The organism is Halomonas sp. 1513, from assembly GCA_001971685.1.
Classification (GTDB): Bacteria; Pseudomonadota; Gammaproteobacteria; order Pseudomonadales; family Halomonadaceae; genus Franzmannia.
The window spans coordinates 4,096,314-4,118,947 of the sequence record CP019326.1; the positions used below are offsets into that span (position 1 = coordinate 4,096,314).

The following is a 22,634-nucleotide window of genomic DNA, read 5'->3' on the forward strand; positions in this document are numbered from 1 at the left end:
GCGTAATCTCTCCAAGGGCTACCAGAAGAACCACAGCAGCCAGAGTCCAAAGATAATCCGATAGATGACGAACGGCTGCATGCCGATGCGCTTGATGAAGACCAGGAAATAGTGGATGCACAGATAGGCGCTGAGGCCAGACAGCAAGGTGCCCACGATCATCGCCGTCCAGGCCACGTCCTCGGGTTCGCGCATCAAGCCGAACACCTCGAGCCCACCGGCCAGCACGATCACCGGTATCGACATCAGAAACGAGAAGCGTGCCGCGGCCTCGCGATTCATCCCCAGCAGCAGCGCCGCGGTGATGGTGATGCCGGAGCGCGAGGTACCGGGAATCAGCGCCAGCGCCTGGGCGCCACCGATCAGCAGCGCATCCTTGAGACTCAGCTGGTATTCGCTGCGCACGCCCTTCTTGCGCCAGTCGGCATAGCCCAGCACCAGCCCGAACAGAATAAGGCTGGCGCCGATCAGCAGCGGCGAACGCATGCTGGTCTCGATGGGGGTCTTGAAGATCAGTGCCGCAATGCCCACGGGGACTGTCGCCAGCAATACCCACCAGGCCAGGCGGCCATCTTCATCGCTGGCCTGGCCACGGCATGAGCCTACCCAGCTCAGCGTCATGCGTCTGAGTTCATGGCGGAAGTAGATGATGACCGCCGCCAGGCTGCCGAGATGCAGCGCTACGTCGAAAGCCAAGCCCTGGTCGTCCCAGGGCGTCAACTCCGGCACCAGGATCAGGTGCGCCGAGCTGGAGATCGGCAGGAACTCGGTAAGCCCCTGCACCAGCGAGAGAACGATGACCTGTAGCCAATCCATGCCGAGTCCCTGACAGCCAATCCTGAAACGCCGCCGGTTGGCGGCAACTGCGGTCCCGGGCGTGACATCGCCCTGATGGACCGCGCTCAAGGATACACATCAAGCCAGCGCTTGTCCGTCGCCCACGGCTAGATGCTGGTCAGGATCGCCGTGGCAATGCTGAAGTAGATCAGCACCCCACAGGCGTCGATCAGCGTAGTCACCAGCGGTGCCGAGGCGGTGGCCGGATCCCATCCCAGGCGGTTGAGCAGGAACGGCAGGCACATGCCCAGCAGGCTGCCGAACAGCACGATGATCACCATGCTCATGGCGACCACCATCGCCACTGCTTCGCCGCCGCGCATCACGCCGATGGGCGCTACCGCCAGCGCCATGGTCAGGCCCAGGGCGCCGGCCACCAGCAGCTCACGGCCGAGCAGCTTGCTCCAGTCCTTGACCCCGACATCGCCAGTGGCCATACCACGCACCATCAGGGTGGCGGCCTGGGCGCCGGCGTTGCCGCCACTGCCGATCAGCAGCGGCAGGAAGAACACCAGCGCCACCTGGGCGGCGATGGTTTCCTCGAAGTAGGCGATCCCGGCACCCGAGAACAGGTTGGCGAACACCAGCAGCACCAGCCAGGTGACGCGCTTGCGATACAAGCTCCACAGAGGCACCCGGCTGACCCCATCTTCCAAAGCGCCGATCGACATCCCCTTGTGGAAATCCTCGGTGGCCTCTTCTTCGGCGACATCCATGGCGTCATCGTGGGTGACGATACCTACCATTCGATCATCGGCGTCGATGACCGGTACCGCCAGCAGGTCGTAACGCGCCACCAGCCGCGCCACGTCTTCCTGAGGCTCGTCGACGCGTGGGCTGATCACGTCCTTGATCATCAGGTCGTCGACCAACGCGCCGGGACGCGCCACCATCAGCTGGCGCAGCGACAGGGTGCCGGCCAACCGGCCCTCCTTGGCCAGCACATAGATCTGGTAGACGGTCTCGGCGTCCGGCGCGGTCTGGCGCACCCGCATCATCGCCTGGGATACCGTCATGCCGCTGGGGATCGCCACGTAGTCCGAGGTCATGATCGCCCCGGCGGTGCCCTCCTCATAGCTGGCCAGCCGCTTGAGATCCTCACGCTCCTGCTTGGCCATGCGCCGCAGCAGACCCTCGCGGCGGTCCTCATCGAGCAGATTGAAGAGGTCGGCACGTTCGTCCGAGCTCATTTCCTCGAACAGCGAAAGCAGCGTCTCGTCGGACATCGCCTCGGCCAACTCGCCCTGCAAGTCGCTTGGCAGGTAGCCGAACACATTGGCGCGTCGTTCCACCGAGAGGTGGTCGAGCAGGGCAAAGACGGTGGGCGTATCGTCGTCCTCGTCGGCAATGTCCTCGAGGATCTCGGCGATATCCGCGGCACGCAGCTCGGGCAGCACGTCGTCGAGGTCGGCAGCCTCCGACTGCAGGGCCTCGAGCAGCGTGCTCTTCTGTTCGAGCAGGGCTTCATTCAATGACATAGGCATCCTCCTGACGCCGTAACCAGGCAGGTTGGGTGGCGGACATGGCGACCATCATAGCAGACACGAAAACGCCCCCTGGTCAACGACGCAGGGGGCGTTTTCCACGACAGGAGCCGATCAGCTCTTGCCGGCCTTCTTGCGCAGCTGCTGGATCGTTCTGAGCTGGGCCACCGCCTCGGCGAGTTCCGCCGCCGCACGCGAGTAATCCAGTTCCGAGGACTTCTCGTTGAACGACTTGAGCGCCTGCTGGCGAGCCTCTTCGGCCGCCGCTTCATCGATGTCACCGGCCCGGGTGGCGGCGTCCGCGAGAATCGACACCACCTTGGGCTGGACTTCCAGGAAGCCGCCCGAGATGTAGAAGTTCTCCTCAACACCGCCCGCCAGCGTCACCCTGACCGGCCCCGGCTGGAGCTCGGTCAGCAGCGGGGTGTGCCCGGGCAAAATCCCCAGGTCACCCATGATCCCGGCGGCGACCACCTGCTCGACCTCGCCGGAGAACACCGCTTCCTCGGCGCTGACAATCTCGCACTTGAAGCTGTTCGCCATAGTGTTGTCCTCTCTGGGTGGACGGCCTTACTTCATGTTGTTGGCTTTCTCGACGGCTTCGTCGATCGAACCAACCATGTAGAAGGCCTGCTCCGGCAGCTCGTCGTACTCGCCGTTGAGGATGCCCTGGAAACCGCGGATGGTGTCCTTGAGCGACACGTACTTGCCGGGCGCCCCGGTGAACACCTCGGCGACGAAGAACGGCTGCGACAGGAAGCGCTGGATCTTACGCGCCCGTGACACGGCCAGCTTATCCTCATCGGACAGCTCGTCCATACCCAGGATCGCGATGATGTCCTTGAGCTCCTTGTAGCGCTGCAGCACGTTCTGCACGCCGCGGGCGGTGTCGTAGTGCTCCTGGCCGACCACCAGCGGATCGAGCTGACGCGAGGTGGAATCGAGCGGATCGATGGCCGGGTAGATGCCCAGCTCGGCAATCGAGCGCGCCAGTACCACGGTCGCATCCAGGTGCGAGAAGGTGGTCGCCGGAGACGGGTCGGTCAAGTCATCCGCGGGCACGTAGACCGCCTGCACGGAGGTGATCGAGCCGGTCTTGGTCGAGGTGATGCGCTCCTGCAGCACACCCATCTCCTCGGCCAGCGTGGGCTGATAGCCTACCGCCGAGGGCATACGACCCAGCAGTGCCGAGACCTCGGTACCGGCCAGGGTGTAGCGGTAGATGTTATCGACGAACAGCAGTACGTCGCGGCCTTCATCGCGGAATTTCTCGGCGATGGTCAGGCCGGTCAGTGCCACGCGCAGGCGGTTGCCCGGCGGCTCATTCATCTGACCGTAGACCAGCGCCACCTTGTCGATAACGTTGGATTCGGTCATTTCGTGATAGAAGTCGTTACCCTCGCGGGTACGCTCACCGACACCGGCGAACACCGAGTAACCGCTGTGCTCGGTGGCGATGTTACGGATCAGCTCCATCATGTTGACGGTCTTGCCCACGCCGGCGCCGCCGAACAGGCCGACCTTGCCGCCCTTGGCGAACGGGCAGACCAGGTCGATGACCTTGATGCCGGTCTCGAGCAGCTCGTTGGAGGCCGCCTGCTCGGCATAGGTGGGGGGCTTGCGGTGGATCGGCATGCGCTCCTGCTCACCGATGTCGCCAGCCTCGTCGATCGGCTCACCGAGCACGTTCATGATCCGGCCCAGCGTTTCCTTGCCTACCGGTACGGAGATGGCTGCGCCGGTGTTGGCGACGTCCATGCCGCGTTTGAGGCCCTCGGTGGAGCCCATGGCGATGGTCCGCACCACGCCGTCGCCCAGCTGTTGCTGAGTCTCGAGCACGGTGTCGACTTCCGCGACCTTCAGCGCGTCGTAGACCTTGGGCACTGAGTCCCGCGGAAACTCTACGTCAATCACCGCGCCGATGATTTGTACGATACGTCCGCTCATCTTGGTTCCTCTTAAATACCTGCAAATGAAACCTGGCTTCCCAAGCTGCTATACGGCGGCTGCGCCACCGACGATCTCCGATATTTCCTGGGTAATCGCGGCCTGACGGGCCTTGTTGTACACCAGTTGCAGATCGTCGATCAGACCACCGGCGTTATCGGTGGCACTCTTCATCGCTATCATCCGCGCAGCCTGCTCACAGGCGGTGTTCTCGACCACCGACTGATAGACCTGCGACTCGATGAAGCGCTCTAGCAGCCGGTCCAGCAGCACCTTGGCATCCGGCTCATACAGGTAGTCCCAGCTTCCGGGACGAGTCTGTTCTTCATCATCATGCGCCTCTCCAATGTCGGGAGAGAGCGGCAGAAGCTGTCTGACCACCGGCTGTTGCGTCATGGTGTTGACGAATTCGTTGTACACCACGAATAGCCGATCCAGACGCCCTTCGTCATACGCTTCCAGCATGACCTTGACGCTACCGATCAGGTCCTGGACCCGCGGCGATTCGCCGAGTCCGCTCTTGGCTGCCACGAGGTTGCCCCCGTAGTTGCGGAAGAACGTGCTGGCCTTGGTACCCAGGGCACAAAACTCCAGTTCTGCGCCCTGATCACGCCAGGCCTTGGCATCCTTGAGGACAGCCTTGAACAGGTTGACGTTCAAGCCGCCGCACAGGCCGCGGTCGGTGGACACCACGATATAGCCGACCCGCTCCACGGAGCGCTCGACCATGTACGGGTGCATGTCCTCGGGATCCATGTCGGCATCGGCGATATGCGCCACCACGTCGCGGATCAACCGCGAATAGGGGTGGCTGGCCTTCATCAGGTCCTGAGCTTTACGCATCTTCGACGCAGCCACCATTTCCATGGCGCTGGTGATCTTCTGCGTGTTCTTGATGCTCCCGATCTGGGTGCGTATCTCTTTTGCAGCTGCCATAGCGATCTACCCTCGTTCGTGGCTCTCAGAAAGCATGCTGGCCCACTCCGAAGAGCGGGCCCACGGCATTACCAGCTCTGAGTCGCCTTGAACTTCTCGAGACCCGCCTTCAAGCCTTCCTGGATCTCGCTGCCGTAGTCGCCAGTCTGGTTGATCTTGTCGAGCAGCTCGGCATGTTCGGACTTCATGTACTCGTGCAGGGCACGTTCGAAGTCCAGCACCTTGCTGACATCGACATCATCCAGGTGACCTTCGTTGGCGGCGTACAGCGACAGCGCCATCTCGGCCACCGACAGCGGCGAATACTGGTTCTGCTTCATCAGCTCGGTGACGCGCTGACCGTGCTCGAGCTGCTTGCGGGTGGCCTCGTCGAGGTCCGACGCAAACTGCGAGAACGCTGCCAGCTCGCGGTACTGAGCCAGCGCCAGGCGCACGCTGCCGCCGAGCTTCTTGATGATCTTGGTCTGCGCCGAGCCACCTACCCGCGACACCGACAAGCCGGCGTTGATCGCCGGACGAATGCCCGAGTTGAACAGGTTGGTCTCGAGGAAGATCTGACCGTCGGTGATCGAGATCACGTTGGTCGGAACGAACGCCGAGACGTCGCCGCCCTGGGTCTCGATGATCGGCAGCGCGGTCAGCGAGCCGGTCTTGCCCTTCACTTCACCGTTGGTGAACTTCTCGACGTAGTCGGCGTTGACGCGCGCGGCGCGCTCCAGCAGACGCGAGTGGAGATAGAAGACGTCACCCGGGTAGGCTTCACGACCCGGCGGACGACGCAGCAGCAGCGATACCTGACGATAGGCCACGGCCTGCTTGGAGAGATCGTCATAGACGATCAGCGAGTCCTCGCCGCGGTCGCGGAAGTACTCACCCATGGTGCAGCCGGAGTAGGCGGCCAGGAACTGCATCGGGGCCGGGTCGGCAGCGCCGGCGGCGACCACGATGGTGTGCTCCATGGCGCCGTGCTCTTCGAGCTTGCGCACCACGTTGGCGATCGTCGACTGCTTCTGGCCGATGGCCACGTAGACGCAGGTGACGCCCTTGCCCTTCTGGTTGATGATGGCGTCGATGGCGATCGCCGACTTACCGATCTGGCGGTCGCCGATGATCAGCTCACGCTGGCCGCGGCCGATCGGCACCATGGCGTCGATCGACTTGAGACCGGTCTGGATCGGCTCGTCGACGGACTGACGGGTGATGACGCCGGGGGCGACCTTTTCCACCGCATCGGTCAGCTTGGCGTCGATGTCGCCCTTGCCGTCGATGGGGATGCCCAGCGGGTCGACCACGCGGCCGATCAGCTCGGGACCCACCGGCACCTCGAGGATGCGACCGGTACAGCTGGCGGTCATGCCCTCTTCGAGCTGCAGGTAGTCGCCCAGCACCACGGCACCGACGGAGTCGCGCTCGAGATTGAGCACCATGCCGAAGATGCTGCCGGGGAATTCGATCATCTCACCGAACATCGCGTCGGCCAGGCCGTGAATACGTACGATGCCGTCGGAGACGCTGACGATGGTGCCCTGATTACGGGCCTCGGATGCGACGTCAAGCTTCTCGATACGCTGCTTGATGATGTCGCTGATCTCGGAAGGATTCAGTTGCTGCATGCCATGTCCCTCAGACTCAGGCGTAGAGCGACTCGCGCAGGCGGTTTAATCGACCGCGTACCGAACCGTCGATGACGGTATCGCCGGCACGCAGGATCACACCGCCCAGCAGCGCCGGGTCTACCTGAGTGGTAATGGAGATTTCGCGATTCAGGCGCTTCTTGAGCGCACTGGCGAGCTTTTTCTGCTGCTTGTCTTCGAGCGCATAGGCCGAGACCACCGTCACGTCGACGCGCTGTTCGTGATCGGCCCGCAGGGCCTCGAACTGCGCGGCGACGGACGTCAGCGCGGCCAGGCGATCCTGGCTGGCCAGCGTCTCGAGGAAGCGCCGTGCGTCGTCATCGAGCTTGATGTCGGCCACCTCGATGACCAGCTCGACCTTGCGCGCGTCGGTCAGCTTGGGGCTCGACAGCACCTTCTTGAGCTCGCTATGGGCAACGACCTGGCCAAGGACATTGAGCCACTCGGACCAGGTCGTCAGCGCCTGATGATCGCGTGCGTACTCGAACGCTGCCTTGGCGTAGGGCCGGGCAACGGTAGATGTTTCCGCCATGGATCACCTCCTCACAGTTCGGCAGCGAGCTTGTCGAGCATCTCGCGGTGCGCCTTCTCGTCGATGGAGGACTCCAGAACACGCTCGGCGCCGACCAGGGCCAGCGTGGCGACTTGAGCACGCAGCTCATCCTTCACGCGATTGACCTCCTGATCGATCTCGGCGCGGGCGCTGGCCACCAGGCGTTCGCCCTCGCTGCGGGCCTGCTCGCGCGCTTCTTCGATCATCTGCGTGGAGCGCTTGTGCGCCTGCTCGAGAATCTCGGAGGCCTGCTCCTTGCTTTCACGCAGCGTCTGCTCGGCCTGCTCCTGGGCAAGCTCCAGGTCGCGCGAGGCGCGGCTGGCGGCATCGAGGCCGTCGGCAATGCGCTTCTGACGCTCGTGGAGCGCCTGGCTGAGCGGTGGCCACACGTACTTTATGCAAAACCAGACAAAGATCGCGAAGGCGATCGTCTGCCCGATAAGCGTCATGTTGATATTCACAGGATGATACCTCTGACGGTTTCGTGGCGACCGGAAACAAGCGAGCCGAGCGCGGGGCGCTCGGCACAGTGACTCGTTACCCGGCGACGACGAAGATCAGGTACATCGCGATACCCACGCCGATCATCGGTACGGCGTCGAGCAGGCCGGCCATGATGAAGGTGCGGGTCTGCAGCTGGTCGCCCAGCTCCGGCTGACGCGCGGTGGTCTCGAGCAGCTTGCCGCCCAGGATGGCGAAGCCGAAACCGGTAGTCAGGGCGCTGACGCTGATGATGATGGCCGCAGCAATGTAAACGATTTCCATGGTAGTGCTCCTAAGTTCAAGTTGAGGTCAGGTTTAAAGTTACCGCGTTTGCAATCGTTGCTCGGTTCGTGATGCTTAGTGATGCTCGTGCGCTGCGCTCAGGTACACGATCGACAGCGTCGTGAAGATGAACGCCTGCAGCGAAACGATCAGGATGTGGAAGATGGCCCACGGCACGTCCAGCATCCAGATGGCCCAGAACGGCAGCAGGGCGATGAGGATGAAGATCACCTCGCCGGCGAACATGCTGCCGAACAGACGCAGACCCAGGCTGATCGGTTTGACCAGCAGACCGACGATCTCGAGGATCAGGTTGAACGGCGCCAACAGCCAGGTGTTGAAGGGGGTCAGCGCCAGCTCCTTGCCGAACCCGGCGACGCCCTTGACCCGGCAGCTGGAGTAGATGATCAGCAGGAACACGCCCAGCGCCATGCCCAGGGTGGCGTTGACGTCGGTGGTCGGCACGATCTTCATGTATTCGACGCCGAGACGTCCGAACATCTCGGGCACGTAGTCCACCGGGATCAGCTTGAGGCTGTTCATCAGCAGGATCCAGATGAACAGGGTCAGCGCCAGCGGCGCGATCATCGGATTCTTGCCGTGGAAGGTCGAACGGGTCAGGTTCTCGATGAACTCGATGACCATCTCGGCGGCATTCTGCAGCCCGCCGGGCACCCCGGTGGTCGCCATACGACCCGCCTTGCGGAATACCCAGATGAACAGCGCCCCCATGGCGATCGACCAGCCCATGGTATCCAGATGGATCGCCCAGAAGCCCATTTCCACCGCTTCCTGCGACGTGGACGCCAGCGACCAGCCGTTGTCCGGATGCTTGCCGAAGGTCAGGTTCTGGAGGTGGTGCTGTATGTAATAGATGGCGGTCATTTCGTTATCCGCTGCCATACGCTGCTTACCTCGAGTCAGGGGGTCGGCCGGTCACGCAAGAGCCAGGGAGTCAGCCAATGCATGCTTTGGGCCGCCACATAGGCGATAAAGAAAAAAGTCGGGTTTGAGGGGGGCGCTGCGATGAACACCATCACGAACAGTGCCACCGTCAAACCAAACTTGCCGACTGCTGCTTGATAGAAACGAACCACGCTGATGCGGGGACGCCTGCCGCCACGCACCTGCAATCCGCGCCACAGGAAATACAGCGTAGGCAGCACTGCCACTCCCCCACCCAGCAGCACGCTGGGCAAGGCCTGGGTACCACCGCCTGCTAGCGCCAACATCCCTATCACGGCGATCGCGATCAGCTGCGCCAGCGGCAGGCGCTGCCATGGCAGCCTTCTTCGCCGGGCGCTTACGTGCATTGCAGTACCTCATCGCGAAATCCGTCCCGGCGGCAATAGCCCACCTGCGCGGCAGCGTGTCACGCCCATCGTTCAAGCAAACAACCGCGGATTATAGGGAAGCCCCCCCCCACCTTCAACCAAGGCGGTGCCGTTTTTGCACGATGTGGCGCCCGTTTATGACCAATGGGGGAGACACCCGGGACAAAATAGATGAGCCTGCTACGTTGTTCAGCGGATGTGCTCGAGAATCCCATCGAGCTCGTCGAGGCTGGCATAGCGTATCGTCAGCCTGCCCTTGCCACCGCGACCGTGCTGGATCTTGACCGGGGCCCCGAGCAACTCACCGAGGCGTGTTTCGAGGCGCGCCACATCGGGGCTGGCGGCGGGCTTCTCGGCTTTCTTGGGGTCACCAGCGGCGAGGCGTTTGACCAGCGCTTCGGTATCGCGGACCGTGAGGTCGCGGTTGACCACCTCGTGGGCCGCGCGGCGCTGCTTGGCACCGCTCAGCGACAGCAGTGCGCGAGCGTGGCCCATGTCCAGGTCGCCGCGTTCGAGCAGGGTCTGCACCTCGGGGTCGAGCGCCATCAGACGCAGCAGGTTGGCGACCTGGGCACGCGACTTGCCGACCGCATCGGCGGTCTGCTGCTGGGTCAGTTCGAACTCTTCCATCAGCCGCTTGAGCGCCAGCGCCTCCTCCATCGGATTGAGGTTCTCGCGCTGAATGTTCTCGATCAGCGCCAGTGCCAGCGCCACCTGGTCGCTGACCTCGCGGATCACCGCGGGAATGGTATCCAGCTCGGCCAGCTGGGCGGCGCGCCAGCGCCGTTCGCCGGCGATGATCTCGTAACGCGCATCGCCGATGGGGCGCACCACGATCGGCTGCATCACGCCCTGGGCGCGAATCGAATCGGCCAGCTCTTCCAAGGCTTCGGGCTGGATGTCGCGGCGCGGCTGGTACTTGCCGCGCGTCAACTGCCCCAGCGGCAGTCGCTCGAGGCGCTCGTCGGCACCACCCGGCACCGCCTCGGCGGAATCGCCAGCGGCCTCGAGATCGACCTCGCCCAGCGGCTCACCGTCGCGGCGTCGGGCACCACCACCGATCAAAGCATCCAGGCCACGCCCCAGGGCACGTTTACGGGTCATCGGCACTTCCTCAACTGGCAGATGGCGATGTCGCTCACAGCGACAGACGACGAATCAGTTCCTTGGCCAGCACCCGATGGGCCTGGCTACCGCGCGAGAAGCGCGCGTATTTGGTCACCGGCAGGCCGTGACTGGGCGCTTCGGCGACGCGTACGTTGCGCGGGATGGTAGTCTTCAGCAGGGTGTCCCCGAAGTAGTCGCGCAGCTGCTTGCTGATGTCGCGGGTCAGGCTGTTGCGCGAATCGAACATGGTGCGCACGATACCCACGATCTCGAGATCGGGGTTCACGCTGTCTTTGATCTGATCGACGGTATCGAGCAGCGCCGATAGGCCTTCGAGGGCATAGAACTCGCACTGCAGCGGGATCAGCAGGCCGTCAGCGGCGGTCAGGGCATTGACGGTGAGCATGTTGAGCGAGGGCGGGCAGTCGATCAGCACCACGTCGTATTCGGCGGCCAGCTCGCGTACCGCCTCCAGCAGACAGCGTTCACGGCCCTGGTCGCGATCGAGCAGTTCGACTTCGGCCGCGGTCAGATCGCCGTTGCCGGGCAGCAGCGCATAGCCGGCCTCGGGGCAGTCGAGAATCACCTCGGTGGCGCGCTTGTCGCCCATCAGCACATCGAGCACGCTGCCGTCGAGTTCGTGCTTGTCGACACCGCTGCCCATGGTGGCATGGCCCTGAGGATCCAGATCGATCAGCAGTACGCGCCGATCCAGCGCCGCCAGGCTGGCGGCGAGGTTGACGGCGGTGGTGGTCTTGCCCACGCCACCCTTCTGGTTGGTCAAGGCGATGATCTTGGTCACGAGCGACTTCCTTCCTTGTGCCGGCCTGCCGGGGGTAGGCCTAGGTGAGACCGTGGCGTTCGAGCACCAGCAGCTGCCGCTGTACGCTGTCGAAGGGCACCTGCAGCGCGTGGCGCTGACGTAACAAGACACCCGGCGGCAGACCGGCCAGCTCCTCCTCGACGCCAGGGCCTTTCATCGCCAGCCACTGCCCGTCGCTGGCGAGTAGATGATCACTCAAGGCCACGAAGTCGTCGAGGCTGGCGAAGGCACGTGAAATCACCTGATCGAAGGGCGGCACCGCCAGCGCTTCGACCCTGGCTTGAATCGGGGTCACGTTATCGAGCCCCAATTCCAGCACAGCCTGGCGTTGAAAGCGCACCTTCTTGCCGTTGCTGTCGAGCAGGCTGACCTGCAGATGCGGCGCCAGGATCGCCAGTACCAGTCCCGGAAACCCCGGCCCTGCGCCAACGTCGAGCAGCCTCGGGCCGTCGACGTACGCTAATACCGCGGCACTGTCGAGCAGATGACGAGGCACCATGTCATCCAACGAGCGTACCGCGGTGAGGTTATAGGCGCGATTCCACTTGTGCAACAGCGCAAGCAGGCCGAGCAGGCGTTCACGCTGCGCGGCCTGTGGGGCGATGTCAAGCTGCGCCAGCCCGGCGTCGAGCCGCGCAGCGATATCGGCATCGATCATCCGTTGGCTACCCGCGAGTCGTCGAGCAGTCGACGTTTCTTGAGGTGAATCAGCAGGATCGACACCGCCGCCGGCGTGACCCCGGGGATGCGGCCTGCCTGGGCCAGGGTGGCCGGACGCGTCGCGCTGAGCTTCTGGCGGATTTCGTGGGAGAGCCCCTCGACCCGCTGATAGTCCAGCTCGGCCGGCAGCGGCGTGGCCTCGTGGCGCTTGAGCTTGTCGATCTCGTCTTGCTGACGGTCGATATAGCCCTGGTATTTGGCCTGGATCTGGACCTGCTCGGCCACGGCGGCGTCGTCGACCGCCTGGCCGTCGATGCCGGGCAGAGAAGCCAGGTCGCGATACTCGAGCTCGGGTCGCTTGAGCAGCTCGAGCAGCGAATACTCGTGGGCCAACGGCTGACCGGTCTTGTCGGCGATAGCATTGCCAGCGGCGGTGCCCGGCTGTACCCAGCTGGCCTTGAGCCGTGCCTGCTCGCGTTCGATGGCTTCGCGCTTGGTGCTGAAGGCCGCCCAACGGGCGTCGTCGACGAGGCCCAGCTCACGGCCGATCTCGGTCAGCCGCAGGTCGGCGTTGTCCTCGCGCAGCAGCAGGCGATATTCGGCGCGGGAGGTAAACATGCGGTAGGGCTCCTGGGTGCCCATGCTGATCAAGTCGTCGACCAGCACCCCCAGGTAGGCCTCGTCACGCCGCGGCGACCAGCTCTCCAGGCCCTTGGCACTCCGCGCGGCATTGAGCCCTGCCAACAGGCCCTGGGCGCCGGCCTCTTCGTAACCGGTAGTCCCATTGATCTGGCCGGCGAAGAACAGGTTGTGGATAAACTTGGTCTCCAGCGAATGCTTGAGGTCGCGGGGGTCGAAGAAATCGTACTCGATGGCATAGCCCGGGCGGGTGATATGCGCGTTCTCCAGGCCCTTGATCGAGCGTACCACCTGCAGCTGCACATCGAACGGCAGCGAGGTGGAGATCCCGTTGGGATACAGCTCATGGGTATCCAGGCCTTCCGGCTCGACGAAGATCTGGTGGCTGGCCTTGTCGGCGAAGCGGTGAACCTTGTCCTCGATCGACGGGCAGTAGCGCGGCCCGACCCCTTCGATGACCCCGGAATACATCGGTGAGCGATCGAGATTGGCGAAGATGATCTCGTGGGTGCGCTGGTTGGTGTGAGCGATATGACAGCTCACTTGGCGCGGATGCATCTCGCGACCGCCGAGATAGGACATCACCGGGGTCGGAGTGTCGCCGGGCTGTTCTTCGAGCTGGCTGAAATCGACGCTTTTGGCATCCAGCCGCGGTGGCGTGCCGGTCTTCAGCCGTGCCACGTTGAACGGCAGTGCCCGCAGCCGCTCGGCCAGGGCATTGGAGGGCGGGTCGCCGGCGCGTCCGCCACGGCTCTGGTCGAGGCCGATATGGATCACCCCGCCGAGGAAGGTCCCGGTACACAGCACCACGCTCTGCGCATGGAAGCGAATGCCGGTTTCGGTGACCACGCCACGCACGCTGTCACCCTCGACGATCAGGTCGCCGGCAGCCTGCTGGAATAGCGTCAGGTTGGGCTGCTGCTCGAGCATGCCGCGGATGGCGGCCTTGTAGCGGACGCGGTCGGCCTGAGCGCGAGTGGCCCGCACTGCCGGCCCCTTGCGTGCGTTGAGCACCCGGAACTGGATCCCTCCCCGGTCAGTGGCCAGGGCCATGGCACCGCCCAGCGCATCGATCTCCTTGACCAGATGACTCTTGCCGATCCCGCCGATGGCGGGATTGCAGGACATCTGACCCAGGGTCTCGATGTTATGGGTCAGCAGCAGGGTCTGACAGCCCATGCGAGCGGAGGCCAGGGCGGCTTCGGTTCCCGCATGGCCACCGCCGATGACGATCACGTCAAAGCGGTCGGGGTAATCCACGTTGCACCTCGAATGGCACCGCTGGTGCCGAAAAAATGATCAATGCTGGAAATTGGCCGCCCAGTATAAACCTCCTGTGGGTAACCGTCAGGGGTTTTCCACACCGCCTCGTTCTCGTCCTGGTGACCCCAGGGTAGATAAGATTAAAAATAAGTAGAGTAAGAAAGAAGTTCTGTTGTGGTAGTAACTACTGGTGTGGACACTTTCTGTGGATAAGGGTTTTTTCCCTATTTCTATCAGCCTTTTGGAGTGTTGACCATCGTATGGGAAAGCAGCGGACCGGCTGCGTACATCAGGCTGGGAACCTGTGGATGGAAGTACGACTTGTGCACACCGGCTACGGTGCACCGTTTATCCACCGAGCTCACGGGCTGTTGTTACCGCGCTCGCACACAGTCTGGTGAAATATTCACCAACACCATGGTGGCGGGGTCTCGAGCGCGATATGGCAGCGTGCGAATTTTTTTTGTCCACAGGCCGAAAAACACCAAAAAAAGGGCCAGTCGATGCTCGACTGGCCCTTTCAAGTGGTGGTGAGGACGGCTGATCAGTGTTTGAGAACCCGCGATAGGAAGCTTTGCGTACGCGCATGCTGCGGATTGTCGAATACCTCGGCCGGGGGGCCCTGTTCGACAATCTGTCCGCTGTGGATGTAGATCACCCGGTCAGCGACCTCGCGGGCGAAACCCATCTCGTGGGTGACGATCATCATCGTCATGCCTTCCCGCGCCAGTTCACGCATGGCGTCGAGCACTTCGCCGATCATCTCTGGATCGAGGGCCGAGGTGGGCTCATCGAACAGCATCAGCCGCGGTTCCATGGCCAGCGCGCGGGCCAATGCCACACGCTGCTGCTGGCCACCGGAGAGCTGGCTGGGGTACTTATCGGCCTGGTCGCTGATGCCGACCCGCTCCAGCAGCCGCTGTGCAGTGGCATTGGCCTGCTGGTGGCTCACCCCGCGGACCTTGAGAGGGGCCAGCGTGATGTTGTCGCGTACGCTGAGGTGCGGAAACAGATTGAACTGCTGGAAGACCATGCCGACCTCGGTGCGGATGGTCTGCAGCGCCTTGCTGCTCTTGCCATGGGGAGTCAGCGGGTTGCCGTCGACCTCGATATGGCCGGCCTGAAACTCCTCGAGGCCGTTGATGCAGCGGATCAGCGTCGACTTGCCGGAACCGCTGGCGCCAATGATCACCACCACTTCGCCGGGGGCGACGCTGAGTTCGATGTCCTTGAGCACGTGCAGGCTGCCGAAGTGCTTGTTGACCTGCTGCATATGCACGATGGGTTGGGGCGCGGCGTTGGATTGGGTAGTCATGCAGGGCTCCTTATTGTCCGACCAGGCCGCGGCGCTCCAGCTGGCGCAGGATCAGCGATAGCGTCCAGGTGATAGCCAGGTACATCAGCGCCACCATGAAGTAGACCTCCAGGGCAGTGAAGGTGGTGGCGATGTAGATCTGGCCCTGGCGAACCAGCTCTCCGACGCCGATCACCGAGAATAGCGAGGTGTCCTTGATACTGATGATGCCCTGGTTGCCCAGCGGCGGAATCATGCGCCGAAAGGCCTGCGGCCAGATGATGTAGCGGAACGACTGAGTGCGTGACAGGCCCAGCGACAGCGAGGCCTCGCGCTGGCCGCGTTCGATCGACTGCACGCCGCCGCGCACGATCTCCGATATATAGGCGCCGGAGTTGATGGCGATGGCGGCAATGCCGGCGACCAGCGCATTGATTGGACCACCCAGCAGCTGCGGCAGGCCATAGAAGATGAACAGCACCTGCACCAGGATCGGGGTGCCGCGAAATACCTCGATATAAAAAATCGCCGGCCAGCGAAGCCAGCGCAGCGGGCTGATACGCAGCAGGCCGAAGAAGATGCCGATGAAGAAACCGATGGCCAGCCCACCGAAGGAGATCAGCAGCGTGTAGGGGATCCCTGGCAGCAGGTAGGGGATCGAGGCGAACGCCGCCGACCAGTTGAATTGAAAGGTCAGGTCCACGTCAGGGTCTCCCGTTGAGGACAGGCAGTAGAACGTCGACGGGGCCGGGAGGACCCGGCCCCGTCAGGCTGGTGGGAGGATCAGTCGGCGTCGGGGGATTCGCCGAACCACTCTTCGTAGATGGCGTCGTAGGTGCCGTCTTCGCGCATCTCTGCCAGCGCCTGGTTGGTGGGTTCTACCCACTCGCTGCCTTGATGGAAGACGATGCCGTACTGCTGGCCCTCGTAGAGCGGTCCCACCACCTTGGTGCGGCCTTCGCCGCGGGTCTGGGAGAAGTAGGCGACGTTGGGTGCATCGTAGAAGGCGGCATCGACGTTGCCGCCGAGCAGCGCCATATACATGTCGCTATTGCCCGGGTAGGGGGTGATGTCGGCGTCGTCGCCGAGGGTTTCCTGAAGATAGTCGTAGCTGGTGGAGCCGATCCGCGTGGCGATGCTCTTGCCTGCGAGATCCTCGATGGTCTCGACGTCATCGTTGTCGGCGCGGACGATGATCTGCAGGCCGCTGTCGTAGTAGGGATCGGAAAAGTCGACGATCTCGGCACGCTCTTCGGTGATCGTCACCCCGGCAATGGCGATCTCCTGATTGCCGGTCTGCACGGCGGGGATGATGCCGGCAAACTCCATGGTGGTGAGGTTGACCTCGAAGCCGGCACGCTCGGCGACCTCGTTGATGATGTCCATGTCGAAGCCGACCATCTCGCCGGTGTCGGGGTCCATCATCTCGAAAGGTACGAAGCTCGGGTCGGTCACCACGTCGACGCTGGGCAGGTCGGCGACGGCGGCAGTAGAGAGGCCAAGGCCCAGCGCAACGGCGGTGCTCAGCGCGGTGCGGGGCAGGTAACGATCTAGCAGATTACGGTGCATAAGGTTCCCCATTGTAGAACGATTATTCATGGAACTCGCTAATAAACCATGGCGAGTTAATGGGGAAGCGTCAAGCGGCAGCAGATCGTGCTGGTGAAGGCGGTTCAAACCATGAAGGAGGCGCCGCAGCCGCAGGTGGTGGTGGCGTTGGGGTTCTGGATCACGAAGCGGGCACCGGCCAGGCCTTGTTCGAAGTCGACGGTGGAACCCACCAGATACTGGTAGGAGAGTGGATCGACGATCATCGCCACGTCGTCGTAGTCGATCAGGGTGTCGTCATCGGCCATGCTGTCAGCGAAGTCGAAACCGTATTGGAAGCCTGAGCAGCCGCCGCCGGTGACGTAGACGCGCAGCTTCAACGTCGGGTTGCCCTCTTCATTAATCAGCTCGCGCAGCCGCGCCTGGGCGCTGTCGCTGAGAAACATCGGGCGCGGAACAAAAGATTCGGCACTGCTCATGGATGAGCTCCTGAGCCATGGATGAATAAATTAACCGGCTAGCCACCCATTATCGGCAATCCTTAGCAAAAGGGTCAACTTCTCACGGGTGGCCGAGGCTTGGCGTTGCGCCCGGCTATTGTATGCTGAGGGTAACATCAAGATGTCCGGTAGCCGGTGGGATTGGCTACTCGACCCGCTGACAGGAGTCTGCCTTGCCCCGTTTGCGCCTGCCCGATCTGAGTCTCGAGCGTTTCCGACGCCAGTTGGCCAATGTCGATGCGCTGCCCCAGCTATGTGTGCTGGGGCTGGTGTCGGGCGTGGTCACCGGCGGCTTGATGGTCGGCTTTCGCCTGCTGCTCGACCTGGGTGGGCTGGCGTTCATGCCGGGGGGCGACCACGAAGCCTTCCAGGAATTGCCGCCTTGGGCACGGGCATTGCTACCGCTGCTGGCGGTGACGCTGATTGGCCTGTGGCTGGGCCGTCAGCCGCTGGCGGCACGCAAGCTTGGCGTTGGCCACGTGATCGAGCGTCTCACCTATCACCAGGGGCGTTTTCCGCTGCGCAACTGGCTCAACCAGTGGTGGGTGGGCTGCGTGGCGGTGCTTGGTGGCCTCTCGGCCGGCCGTGAAGGGCCGGCCATTCATCTCGGTGCAGCGGCTTCGAGCGGTATCGGCCAGCAGCTGCGCTTGCCACATAACAGCCTGCGGGTGCTGGTCGCCTGCGGTACCGCCGCGGGCATCTCGGCGTCGTTCAATACCCCCATCGCCGGGGTCATCTTTGCCATGGAAGTGGTGATGATGGAGTACACCATCGCCGGTTTCATGCCGGTGATCCTGGCCTCGACCATGGGCGCGCTGATCGCTCAGCTGGTGTACGGCTCGGAGCCGGCCTTTCAGGTGCCGAGCATCACCCTCGATTCGCTGTTCAACCTGCCGTGGATCGTGGTCACTGCACTGGGTATCGGGCTGCTGGCCGGGCTTTTCATCCATGTGGCGCGCAGCGGCGAGTTTCTCACACGCTGGCCCTGGTGGCAGCGGCTGACGGCGGTGGGGGTGGTGACCGGGGCCGTGGCCCTGTGGTACCCGGAGGTGCAGGGGATCGGGTATGACAGCCTGGACGCCACGCTCAACGGTGCCTTGGCCGTCGATGTGTTGCTGGCGCTGGTGTTCGCCAAGCTGCTGCTGACTGCCTTCACCGTGGCCTGTGGGGTACCCATTGGGATCATTGGCCCGGTGCTGGTGGTAGGGGCCGCGGCAGGCGCCCTCAGCGGCATGCTGGGGCACTGGCTGTGGCCCAATGCCTCCGCCGACCCGGGGCTGTATGCGATGCTGGGCATGGCGGCGATGATGGGGGCTGTGCTGCAGGCGCCGCTGGCGGCACTGATGGCGCTGCTCGAGCTGACCCACAACCCCAATATCATCCTGCCGGGCATGTTGGCCGTGGTGGTCTCGGGATTGACCGCCCGCCAGCTGTGCCGCTGTGACGGCTTCTTCATCGCCGTGACGCGCCACGGCCTGCATCCGCTGCAGCAGCCGCTGATGCAGGCGCTGTCGCGGGTCTCGGTGCCGGCGGTGATGGAACGCAGCGTGGCGACCACGCTGCGCTGGGTGGGCCGTGACGAGGCGCGCATGCTGCTCGCCGGCAAGCCGCTGTGGCTGGTGATCCTGCGTTCCAGCGATGACAAGCCGACCCTGGCGCTGAAGGCGGCCGACCTGGCTCGAGCGATGAACGACGACACGCTGTGGAACGCCGAGCAGCGTCTCGACCTGCTGGAGGTACCGGGTCAGCGCCTGGAAATGGCGCCGATCCATGTCCAGGCGACGCTCAGCGAGGCCTTCGATCTGCTCAACGACCATGCGGTGGACGCGCTCTACGTCGAGAATACGCGACGGCCGAAGGGGCCGGGAATTTCCGGTATCATCACCCGCGACGCCATCGAAACCTACTATCGCTATCGTCGCTAGACATGGCGGCGAGGCAGCTAACGTCCGAGGAGACGGCATGTATCTGTGGATCAAGGCGCTGCACCTGATTGCCATCGTCACCTGGTTTGCGGCGATGTTCTATCTGCCGCGGCTGTTCGTCTATCACGCCATGGCGCGGGACAACGGCGATCAGCAGGCCATCGACTATTTCCTGATCATGGAGCGCAAGCTCTACCGCGGCATCATGCTGCCGTCGATGATTGCCGTGCTGGGCTTCGGCATCTGGCTGCTGGCGCTGGCGCCGGTGTGGATGGGGCAGGGCTGGATGCACGTCAAGCTGCTGCTGGTGGCGCTGCTGGTGGGCTACCACCACGTGTGCCTGGCGTACCTCAAGAAATTCGCCGCGGGCCGCTGTGACAAGTCCCACGTGTTCTTCCGCTGGTTCAACGAGGCGCCGGTGATCGCGCTGCTGATCATTGTGGTGCTGGCCGTGGTCAAGCCGTTTTGAAGGCTAGCGACACGGCCCATAGTCCCCGTGTGGCGAGTCGCCAGCTGCCGGCCGTGGTGGTACTGGCCGGCCATGACCCGACCGGCGGCGCCGGCCTGGTGGCCGATGCCGAGGCGATCGGCGCCTGTGGCGCCTGGCCGCTGACCATTCCCACTGCGCTGACGGTGCAGAGCAGCGCCGATGTCAGTGCGGTGATGCCCTGCGATCCGGATGGCATGCGCGACATGGCCGCGGCCCTCGACGAGTTCTCGGTGGCGGCGATCAAGGTCGGCCTGATCGCCAGCCTCGAGACGCTCGATGCGGTGGTGGATATCGTGCGCCGCTTTCCCGGGGTGCCGCTGGTGATGGATCCGGTGCTCAAGGCGGGCGGTGGGCGAGAGCTATCCAGCCTCGAGCTGCGCGACGCGTTTCGCGAGCGGCTATTACCCCGGGTGGATATTCTCACCCCCAACCGCCTCGAACTCGCCCGCCTGGCCGGGGATGCCCCGTCCAGCGACACTGACCGCGCCATTGCGCTGCTGTCCCTGGGCTGCCAGGCGGTGCTGGTCACGGCGACTGACGATCCGCTGCCGGGGAGCGATCAGCGTCAGGTTATCCACACCCTGCATACGCCTGACGAGGGGCGCCAGTGGCACTGGCCACGGCTGCCGGGGCGGTTCCATGGCTCGGGGTGTACCCTGGCCGCGGCGCTGGCGGCTCGGCTGGCCTGCGGTGAACGACTGCTGCCGGCCTGCGAGCAGGCCCAGGCCTACACCTGGGAGACCCTCGAGCATGGCTGGCTGCCGGACCCTCAGCGCCACCGCGGTCAGGCACTGCCGCGCCGCCTGTGGCGTCATCCGGCCTGGAGTGACCGACATGACGACTGATGCTACGGCTTGGCAGCAAGGCCTCTATGCGATTACGGATGCCGCCCTGCTGCCCGACGACCGCACCCTGCTGAGTGCCTGCGACGCCGCCTTGCGTGGCGGCCTGGCGCTGTTGCAGTATCGAGACAAGTCCGGCGATGACGCACGTCGCTGGCGCCAGAGCGCGGCGCTGGCCAGCCTCTGTCAGGACCATGCGGTGCCGCTGATCATCAACGATGACGCTGCGCTGGCGCAACGTCTTCAAGACGCTGGCTTTTCCGGGATTGGCCTGCACCTGGGCCAGGGCGACGGTGACCTGGCCGCAGCCAGGCGTCGGCTCGGCGCCGAGGCAGTGATCGGTGCCACCTGCCATGCGCGGCTCGCGTTGGCCGAGCGCGCCAAGGCCGAGGGGGCCAGCTACGTGGCCTTTGGTCGATTTTTTGCGTCGCGTACCAAGCCCGACGCGCCGCCGGCAGCGCTGACGCTGCTCGCTGAGGCGGCTGAACTGGGGCTGCCGCGGGTGGCGATCGGTGGCATCGATGCGCATACCGCCGTCTCGGCGCGGCGCGCCGGTGCCGACCTGCTGGCCTGCGTTGAAGCGGTGTTCGGCGGCAGTGACGTCGAGGCCAGGGTGAGCAGGTTGAACCGGCAGCTCGCCGGGCCGCCAGCATAACGTTATCCACAGGCAGTGCAGGCAGAGTTATCCGCACTGTCCAGAGAGTTATCCACAGACATTTTCTGCAGAGAGACCACCATGACCACTTCCGCCGAGCTCTTCGAACAGGCCTGTCGCCACATTCCCGGTGGCGTCAATTCACCGGTGCGCGCCTTCAAGGGCCTGCACCGGCCGCCGGTGTTCATGGAGCGCGCCCAGGGCGCCTACCTGTTCGACGTCGAGGGCAAGCGCTACGTCGACTATGTCGGCTCCTGGGGGCCAATGATCACCGGACACGCCGATCCCGAGGTGCTGGGCGCGGTACGTGACAAGCTCGACCATGGCCTCTCCTTCGGCACGCCGACCGCCATCGAGACCCAGATGGCGGACCTGGTCTGCGAGATACTGCCCAGCATCGAGCTGGTGCGGATGGTCAACTCGGGTACCGAAGCCACCATGTCGGCGATCCGCCTGGCGCGCGGCTATACCGGCCGCGACAAGATCGTCAAGTTCGAGGGCAACTACCACGGCCACTCCGATTCGCTGCTGGTCAAGGCCGGCTCCGGCGCACTGACCCATGGAGAGCCGAGCTCTCCCGGCGTGCCGGCCGCGCTGGCCGAACACACGGTGACCCTGCCGCACAATGACCTCGATGCAGTGGAGGCCTGTTTCGAGGAGATCGGCGATCAGGTGGCCTGCATCATCGTCGAGCCGGTGGCCGGCAACATGAACTGCATCCCGCCGCTACCGGGCTTCCTCGAGGGGCTGCGTCGCGTCTGCGATCAACACGGCAGCGTACTGATCTTCGATGAGGTGATGACCGGCTTTCGGATCGCGCTGGGGGGCGCTCAGGCCCACTACGGCGTGATCCCGGACCTGACCTGCCTGGGCAAGATCGTCGGCGGCGGCATGCCGGTGGGTGCCTTCGGCGGCAAGCACGAGATCATGGCGCATATCTCACCGCTGGGGCCGGTCTACCAAGCCGGCACCCTGGCCGGCAACCCGCTGGCCATGGCCGCGGGTATTGCGCTGCTTACCAAGCTGCGCGAGCCGGGGTTTCACGACGCCCTGGCGCAGCGCGTCGAGACGCTGTGCACGGGTCTCGAGGCCCGCGCCGAGGCCGCTGGTGTACCCATGATCACCCAGCGCGCGGGCGGCATGTTCGGGGTCTTCTTCACCGGCCAGTCACGGGTCGATAACTTTGCCCAGGCCACCGCCTGCGATGCCGACGCCTTTCGCCGCTTCTTCTCGGCGATGCTCGATCAGGGCGTCTATCTTGCGCCTTCGGCGTTTGAAGCCGGCTTCATGTCGAGCGCGCACACGGCTGAAGATATCCAGACCACGCTGGATGCCGCCGAGCAGGCGTTCACTAGCATGGCGCGAGGGGCGTAATTCGCCAGCCGCCATCGGGGGGAG

General features: G+C 64.0%; 24 protein-coding genes. 5 read left to right on the plus strand and 19 right to left on the minus strand.

Features of this window, described 5'->3' with window-relative positions:
• Positions 1-18 precede the first annotated feature (18 nt).
• From BWR19_18770 to BWR19_18860, 19 genes are all read right to left on the minus strand, one after another.
• On the minus strand, positions 19-816 hold the full coding sequence (locus BWR19_18770; GenBank protein APX94797.1) for an undecaprenyl-diphosphatase: 798 nt from the start codon (positions 814-816) through the stop codon (positions 19-21).
• A gap of 128 nt (positions 817-944) precedes the next feature.
• On the minus strand, positions 945-2,315 hold the full coding sequence (locus tag BWR19_18775) for a magnesium transporter (GenBank protein APX94798.1): 1,371 nt from the start codon (positions 2,313-2,315) through the stop codon (positions 945-947).
• Between the two features lie 120 nt (positions 2,316-2,435).
• Positions 2,436-2,864: a F0F1 ATP synthase subunit epsilon gene (locus BWR19_18780; protein APX94799.1), complete on the minus strand. Its 429-nt coding sequence runs from the start codon at positions 2,862-2,864 to the stop codon at positions 2,436-2,438.
• A 27-nt stretch (positions 2,865-2,891) separates the two neighbouring features.
• Entirely contained in the window at positions 2,892-4,268 is a 1,377-nt protein-coding gene (locus tag BWR19_18785; protein APX94800.1) for a F0F1 ATP synthase subunit beta, read from the minus strand.
• A 48-nt stretch (positions 4,269-4,316) separates the two neighbouring features.
• Positions 4,317-5,204 (minus strand): F0F1 ATP synthase subunit gamma, encoded by an 888-nt coding sequence (locus BWR19_18790; GenBank protein ID APX94801.1) that lies wholly within the window; start codon positions 5,202-5,204, stop codon positions 4,317-4,319.
• Positions 5,205-5,272: 68 nt separating this feature from the next.
• Positions 5,273-6,817, minus strand: a complete 1,545-nt coding sequence (locus BWR19_18795; protein ID APX94802.1) for a F0F1 ATP synthase subunit alpha — start codon at positions 6,815-6,817, stop codon at positions 5,273-5,275.
• Positions 6,818-6,833: 16 nt separating this feature from the next.
• Complete coding sequence (locus BWR19_18800; GenBank protein ID APX94803.1) at positions 6,834-7,370, minus strand: F0F1 ATP synthase subunit delta; 537 nt, start codon at positions 7,368-7,370, stop codon at positions 6,834-6,836.
• 11 nt (positions 7,371-7,381) lie between these two features.
• Complete coding sequence (locus BWR19_18805) at positions 7,382-7,852, minus strand: F0F1 ATP synthase subunit B (protein ID APX94804.1); 471 nt, start codon at positions 7,850-7,852, stop codon at positions 7,382-7,384.
• A 76-nt stretch (positions 7,853-7,928) separates the two neighbouring features.
• Positions 7,929-8,156 (minus strand): F0F1 ATP synthase subunit C, encoded by a 228-nt coding sequence (locus BWR19_18810; GenBank protein ID APX94805.1) that lies wholly within the window; start codon positions 8,154-8,156, stop codon positions 7,929-7,931.
• A gap of 75 nt (positions 8,157-8,231) precedes the next feature.
• Complete coding sequence (locus tag BWR19_18815) at positions 8,232-9,059, minus strand: F0F1 ATP synthase subunit A (GenBank protein ID APX94806.1); 828 nt, start codon at positions 9,057-9,059, stop codon at positions 8,232-8,234.
• Between the two features lie 17 nt (positions 9,060-9,076).
• Complete coding sequence (locus tag BWR19_18820) at positions 9,077-9,469, minus strand: F0F1 ATP synthase assembly protein I (GenBank protein APX94807.1); 393 nt, start codon at positions 9,467-9,469, stop codon at positions 9,077-9,079.
• A gap of 210 nt (positions 9,470-9,679) precedes the next feature.
• Positions 9,680-10,594, minus strand: a complete 915-nt coding sequence (locus BWR19_18825; GenBank protein APX94808.1) for a chromosome partitioning protein ParB — start codon at positions 10,592-10,594, stop codon at positions 9,680-9,682.
• Between the two features lie 34 nt (positions 10,595-10,628).
• Positions 10,629-11,399 carry a chromosome partitioning protein gene (locus BWR19_18830; protein ID APX94809.1) on the minus strand — a complete coding sequence of 257 codons (771 nt, stop codon included), beginning with the start codon at positions 11,397-11,399 and terminating at the stop codon, positions 10,629-10,631.
• Between the two features lie 40 nt (positions 11,400-11,439).
• Positions 11,440-12,078 carry a 16S rRNA (guanine(527)-N(7))-methyltransferase RsmG gene (locus tag BWR19_18835; protein APX94810.1) on the minus strand — a complete coding sequence of 213 codons (639 nt, stop codon included), beginning with the start codon at positions 12,076-12,078 and terminating at the stop codon, positions 11,440-11,442.
• Positions 12,075-13,979: a tRNA uridine-5-carboxymethylaminomethyl(34) synthesis enzyme MnmG gene (locus BWR19_18840; protein ID APX94811.1), complete on the minus strand. Its 1,905-nt coding sequence runs from the start codon at positions 13,977-13,979 to the stop codon at positions 12,075-12,077. The genes BWR19_18835 and BWR19_18840 overlap by 4 nt, the downstream gene beginning before the upstream one ends.
• 547 nt (positions 13,980-14,526) lie before the next feature.
• Positions 14,527-15,297, minus strand: coding sequence for a peptide ABC transporter ATP-binding protein (locus BWR19_18845; GenBank protein ID APX94812.1), 771 nt, complete (start codon positions 15,295-15,297; stop codon positions 14,527-14,529).
• A 10-nt stretch (positions 15,298-15,307) separates the two neighbouring features.
• Positions 15,308-15,979, minus strand: a complete 672-nt coding sequence (locus BWR19_18850; GenBank protein ID APX94813.1) for a nickel transporter — start codon at positions 15,977-15,979, stop codon at positions 15,308-15,310.
• Positions 15,980-16,059: 80 nt separating this feature from the next.
• Positions 16,060-16,857, minus strand: a complete 798-nt coding sequence (locus BWR19_18855) for an amino acid ABC transporter substrate-binding protein (protein APX94814.1) — start codon at positions 16,855-16,857, stop codon at positions 16,060-16,062.
• Between the two features lie 92 nt (positions 16,858-16,949).
• Positions 16,950-17,303, minus strand: coding sequence for an iron-sulfur cluster insertion protein ErpA (locus BWR19_18860; protein APX94815.1), 354 nt, complete (start codon positions 17,301-17,303; stop codon positions 16,950-16,952).
• Between the two features lie 194 nt (positions 17,304-17,497).
• Here BWR19_18860 and BWR19_18865 point away from each other — a divergent pair, with 194 nt between their 5' ends.
• From BWR19_18865 to BWR19_18885, 5 genes are all read left to right on the plus strand, one after another.
• On the plus strand, positions 17,498-19,249 hold the full coding sequence (locus tag BWR19_18865) for a Cl- channel voltage-gated family protein (protein ID APX94816.1): 1,752 nt from the start codon (positions 17,498-17,500) through the stop codon (positions 19,247-19,249).
• Between the two features lie 37 nt (positions 19,250-19,286).
• Complete coding sequence (locus BWR19_18870; GenBank protein APX94817.1) at positions 19,287-19,718, plus strand: TIGR00701 family protein; 432 nt, start codon at positions 19,287-19,289, stop codon at positions 19,716-19,718.
• Between the two features lie 29 nt (positions 19,719-19,747).
• Positions 19,748-20,584: a hydroxymethylpyrimidine/phosphomethylpyrimidine kinase gene (locus BWR19_18875; protein APX94818.1), complete on the plus strand. Its 837-nt coding sequence runs from the start codon at positions 19,748-19,750 to the stop codon at positions 20,582-20,584.
• Entirely contained in the window at positions 20,574-21,236 is a 663-nt protein-coding gene (locus BWR19_18880; GenBank protein APX94819.1) for a thiamine-phosphate diphosphorylase, read from the plus strand. Before BWR19_18875 ends, BWR19_18880 begins: the two co-directional genes overlap by 11 nt.
• 81 nt (positions 21,237-21,317) lie before the next feature.
• Positions 21,318-22,610, plus strand: a complete 1,293-nt coding sequence (locus BWR19_18885; protein ID APX94820.1) for a glutamate-1-semialdehyde-2,1-aminomutase — start codon at positions 21,318-21,320, stop codon at positions 22,608-22,610.
• The last annotated feature ends 24 nt before the right edge of the window (positions 22,611-22,634 follow it).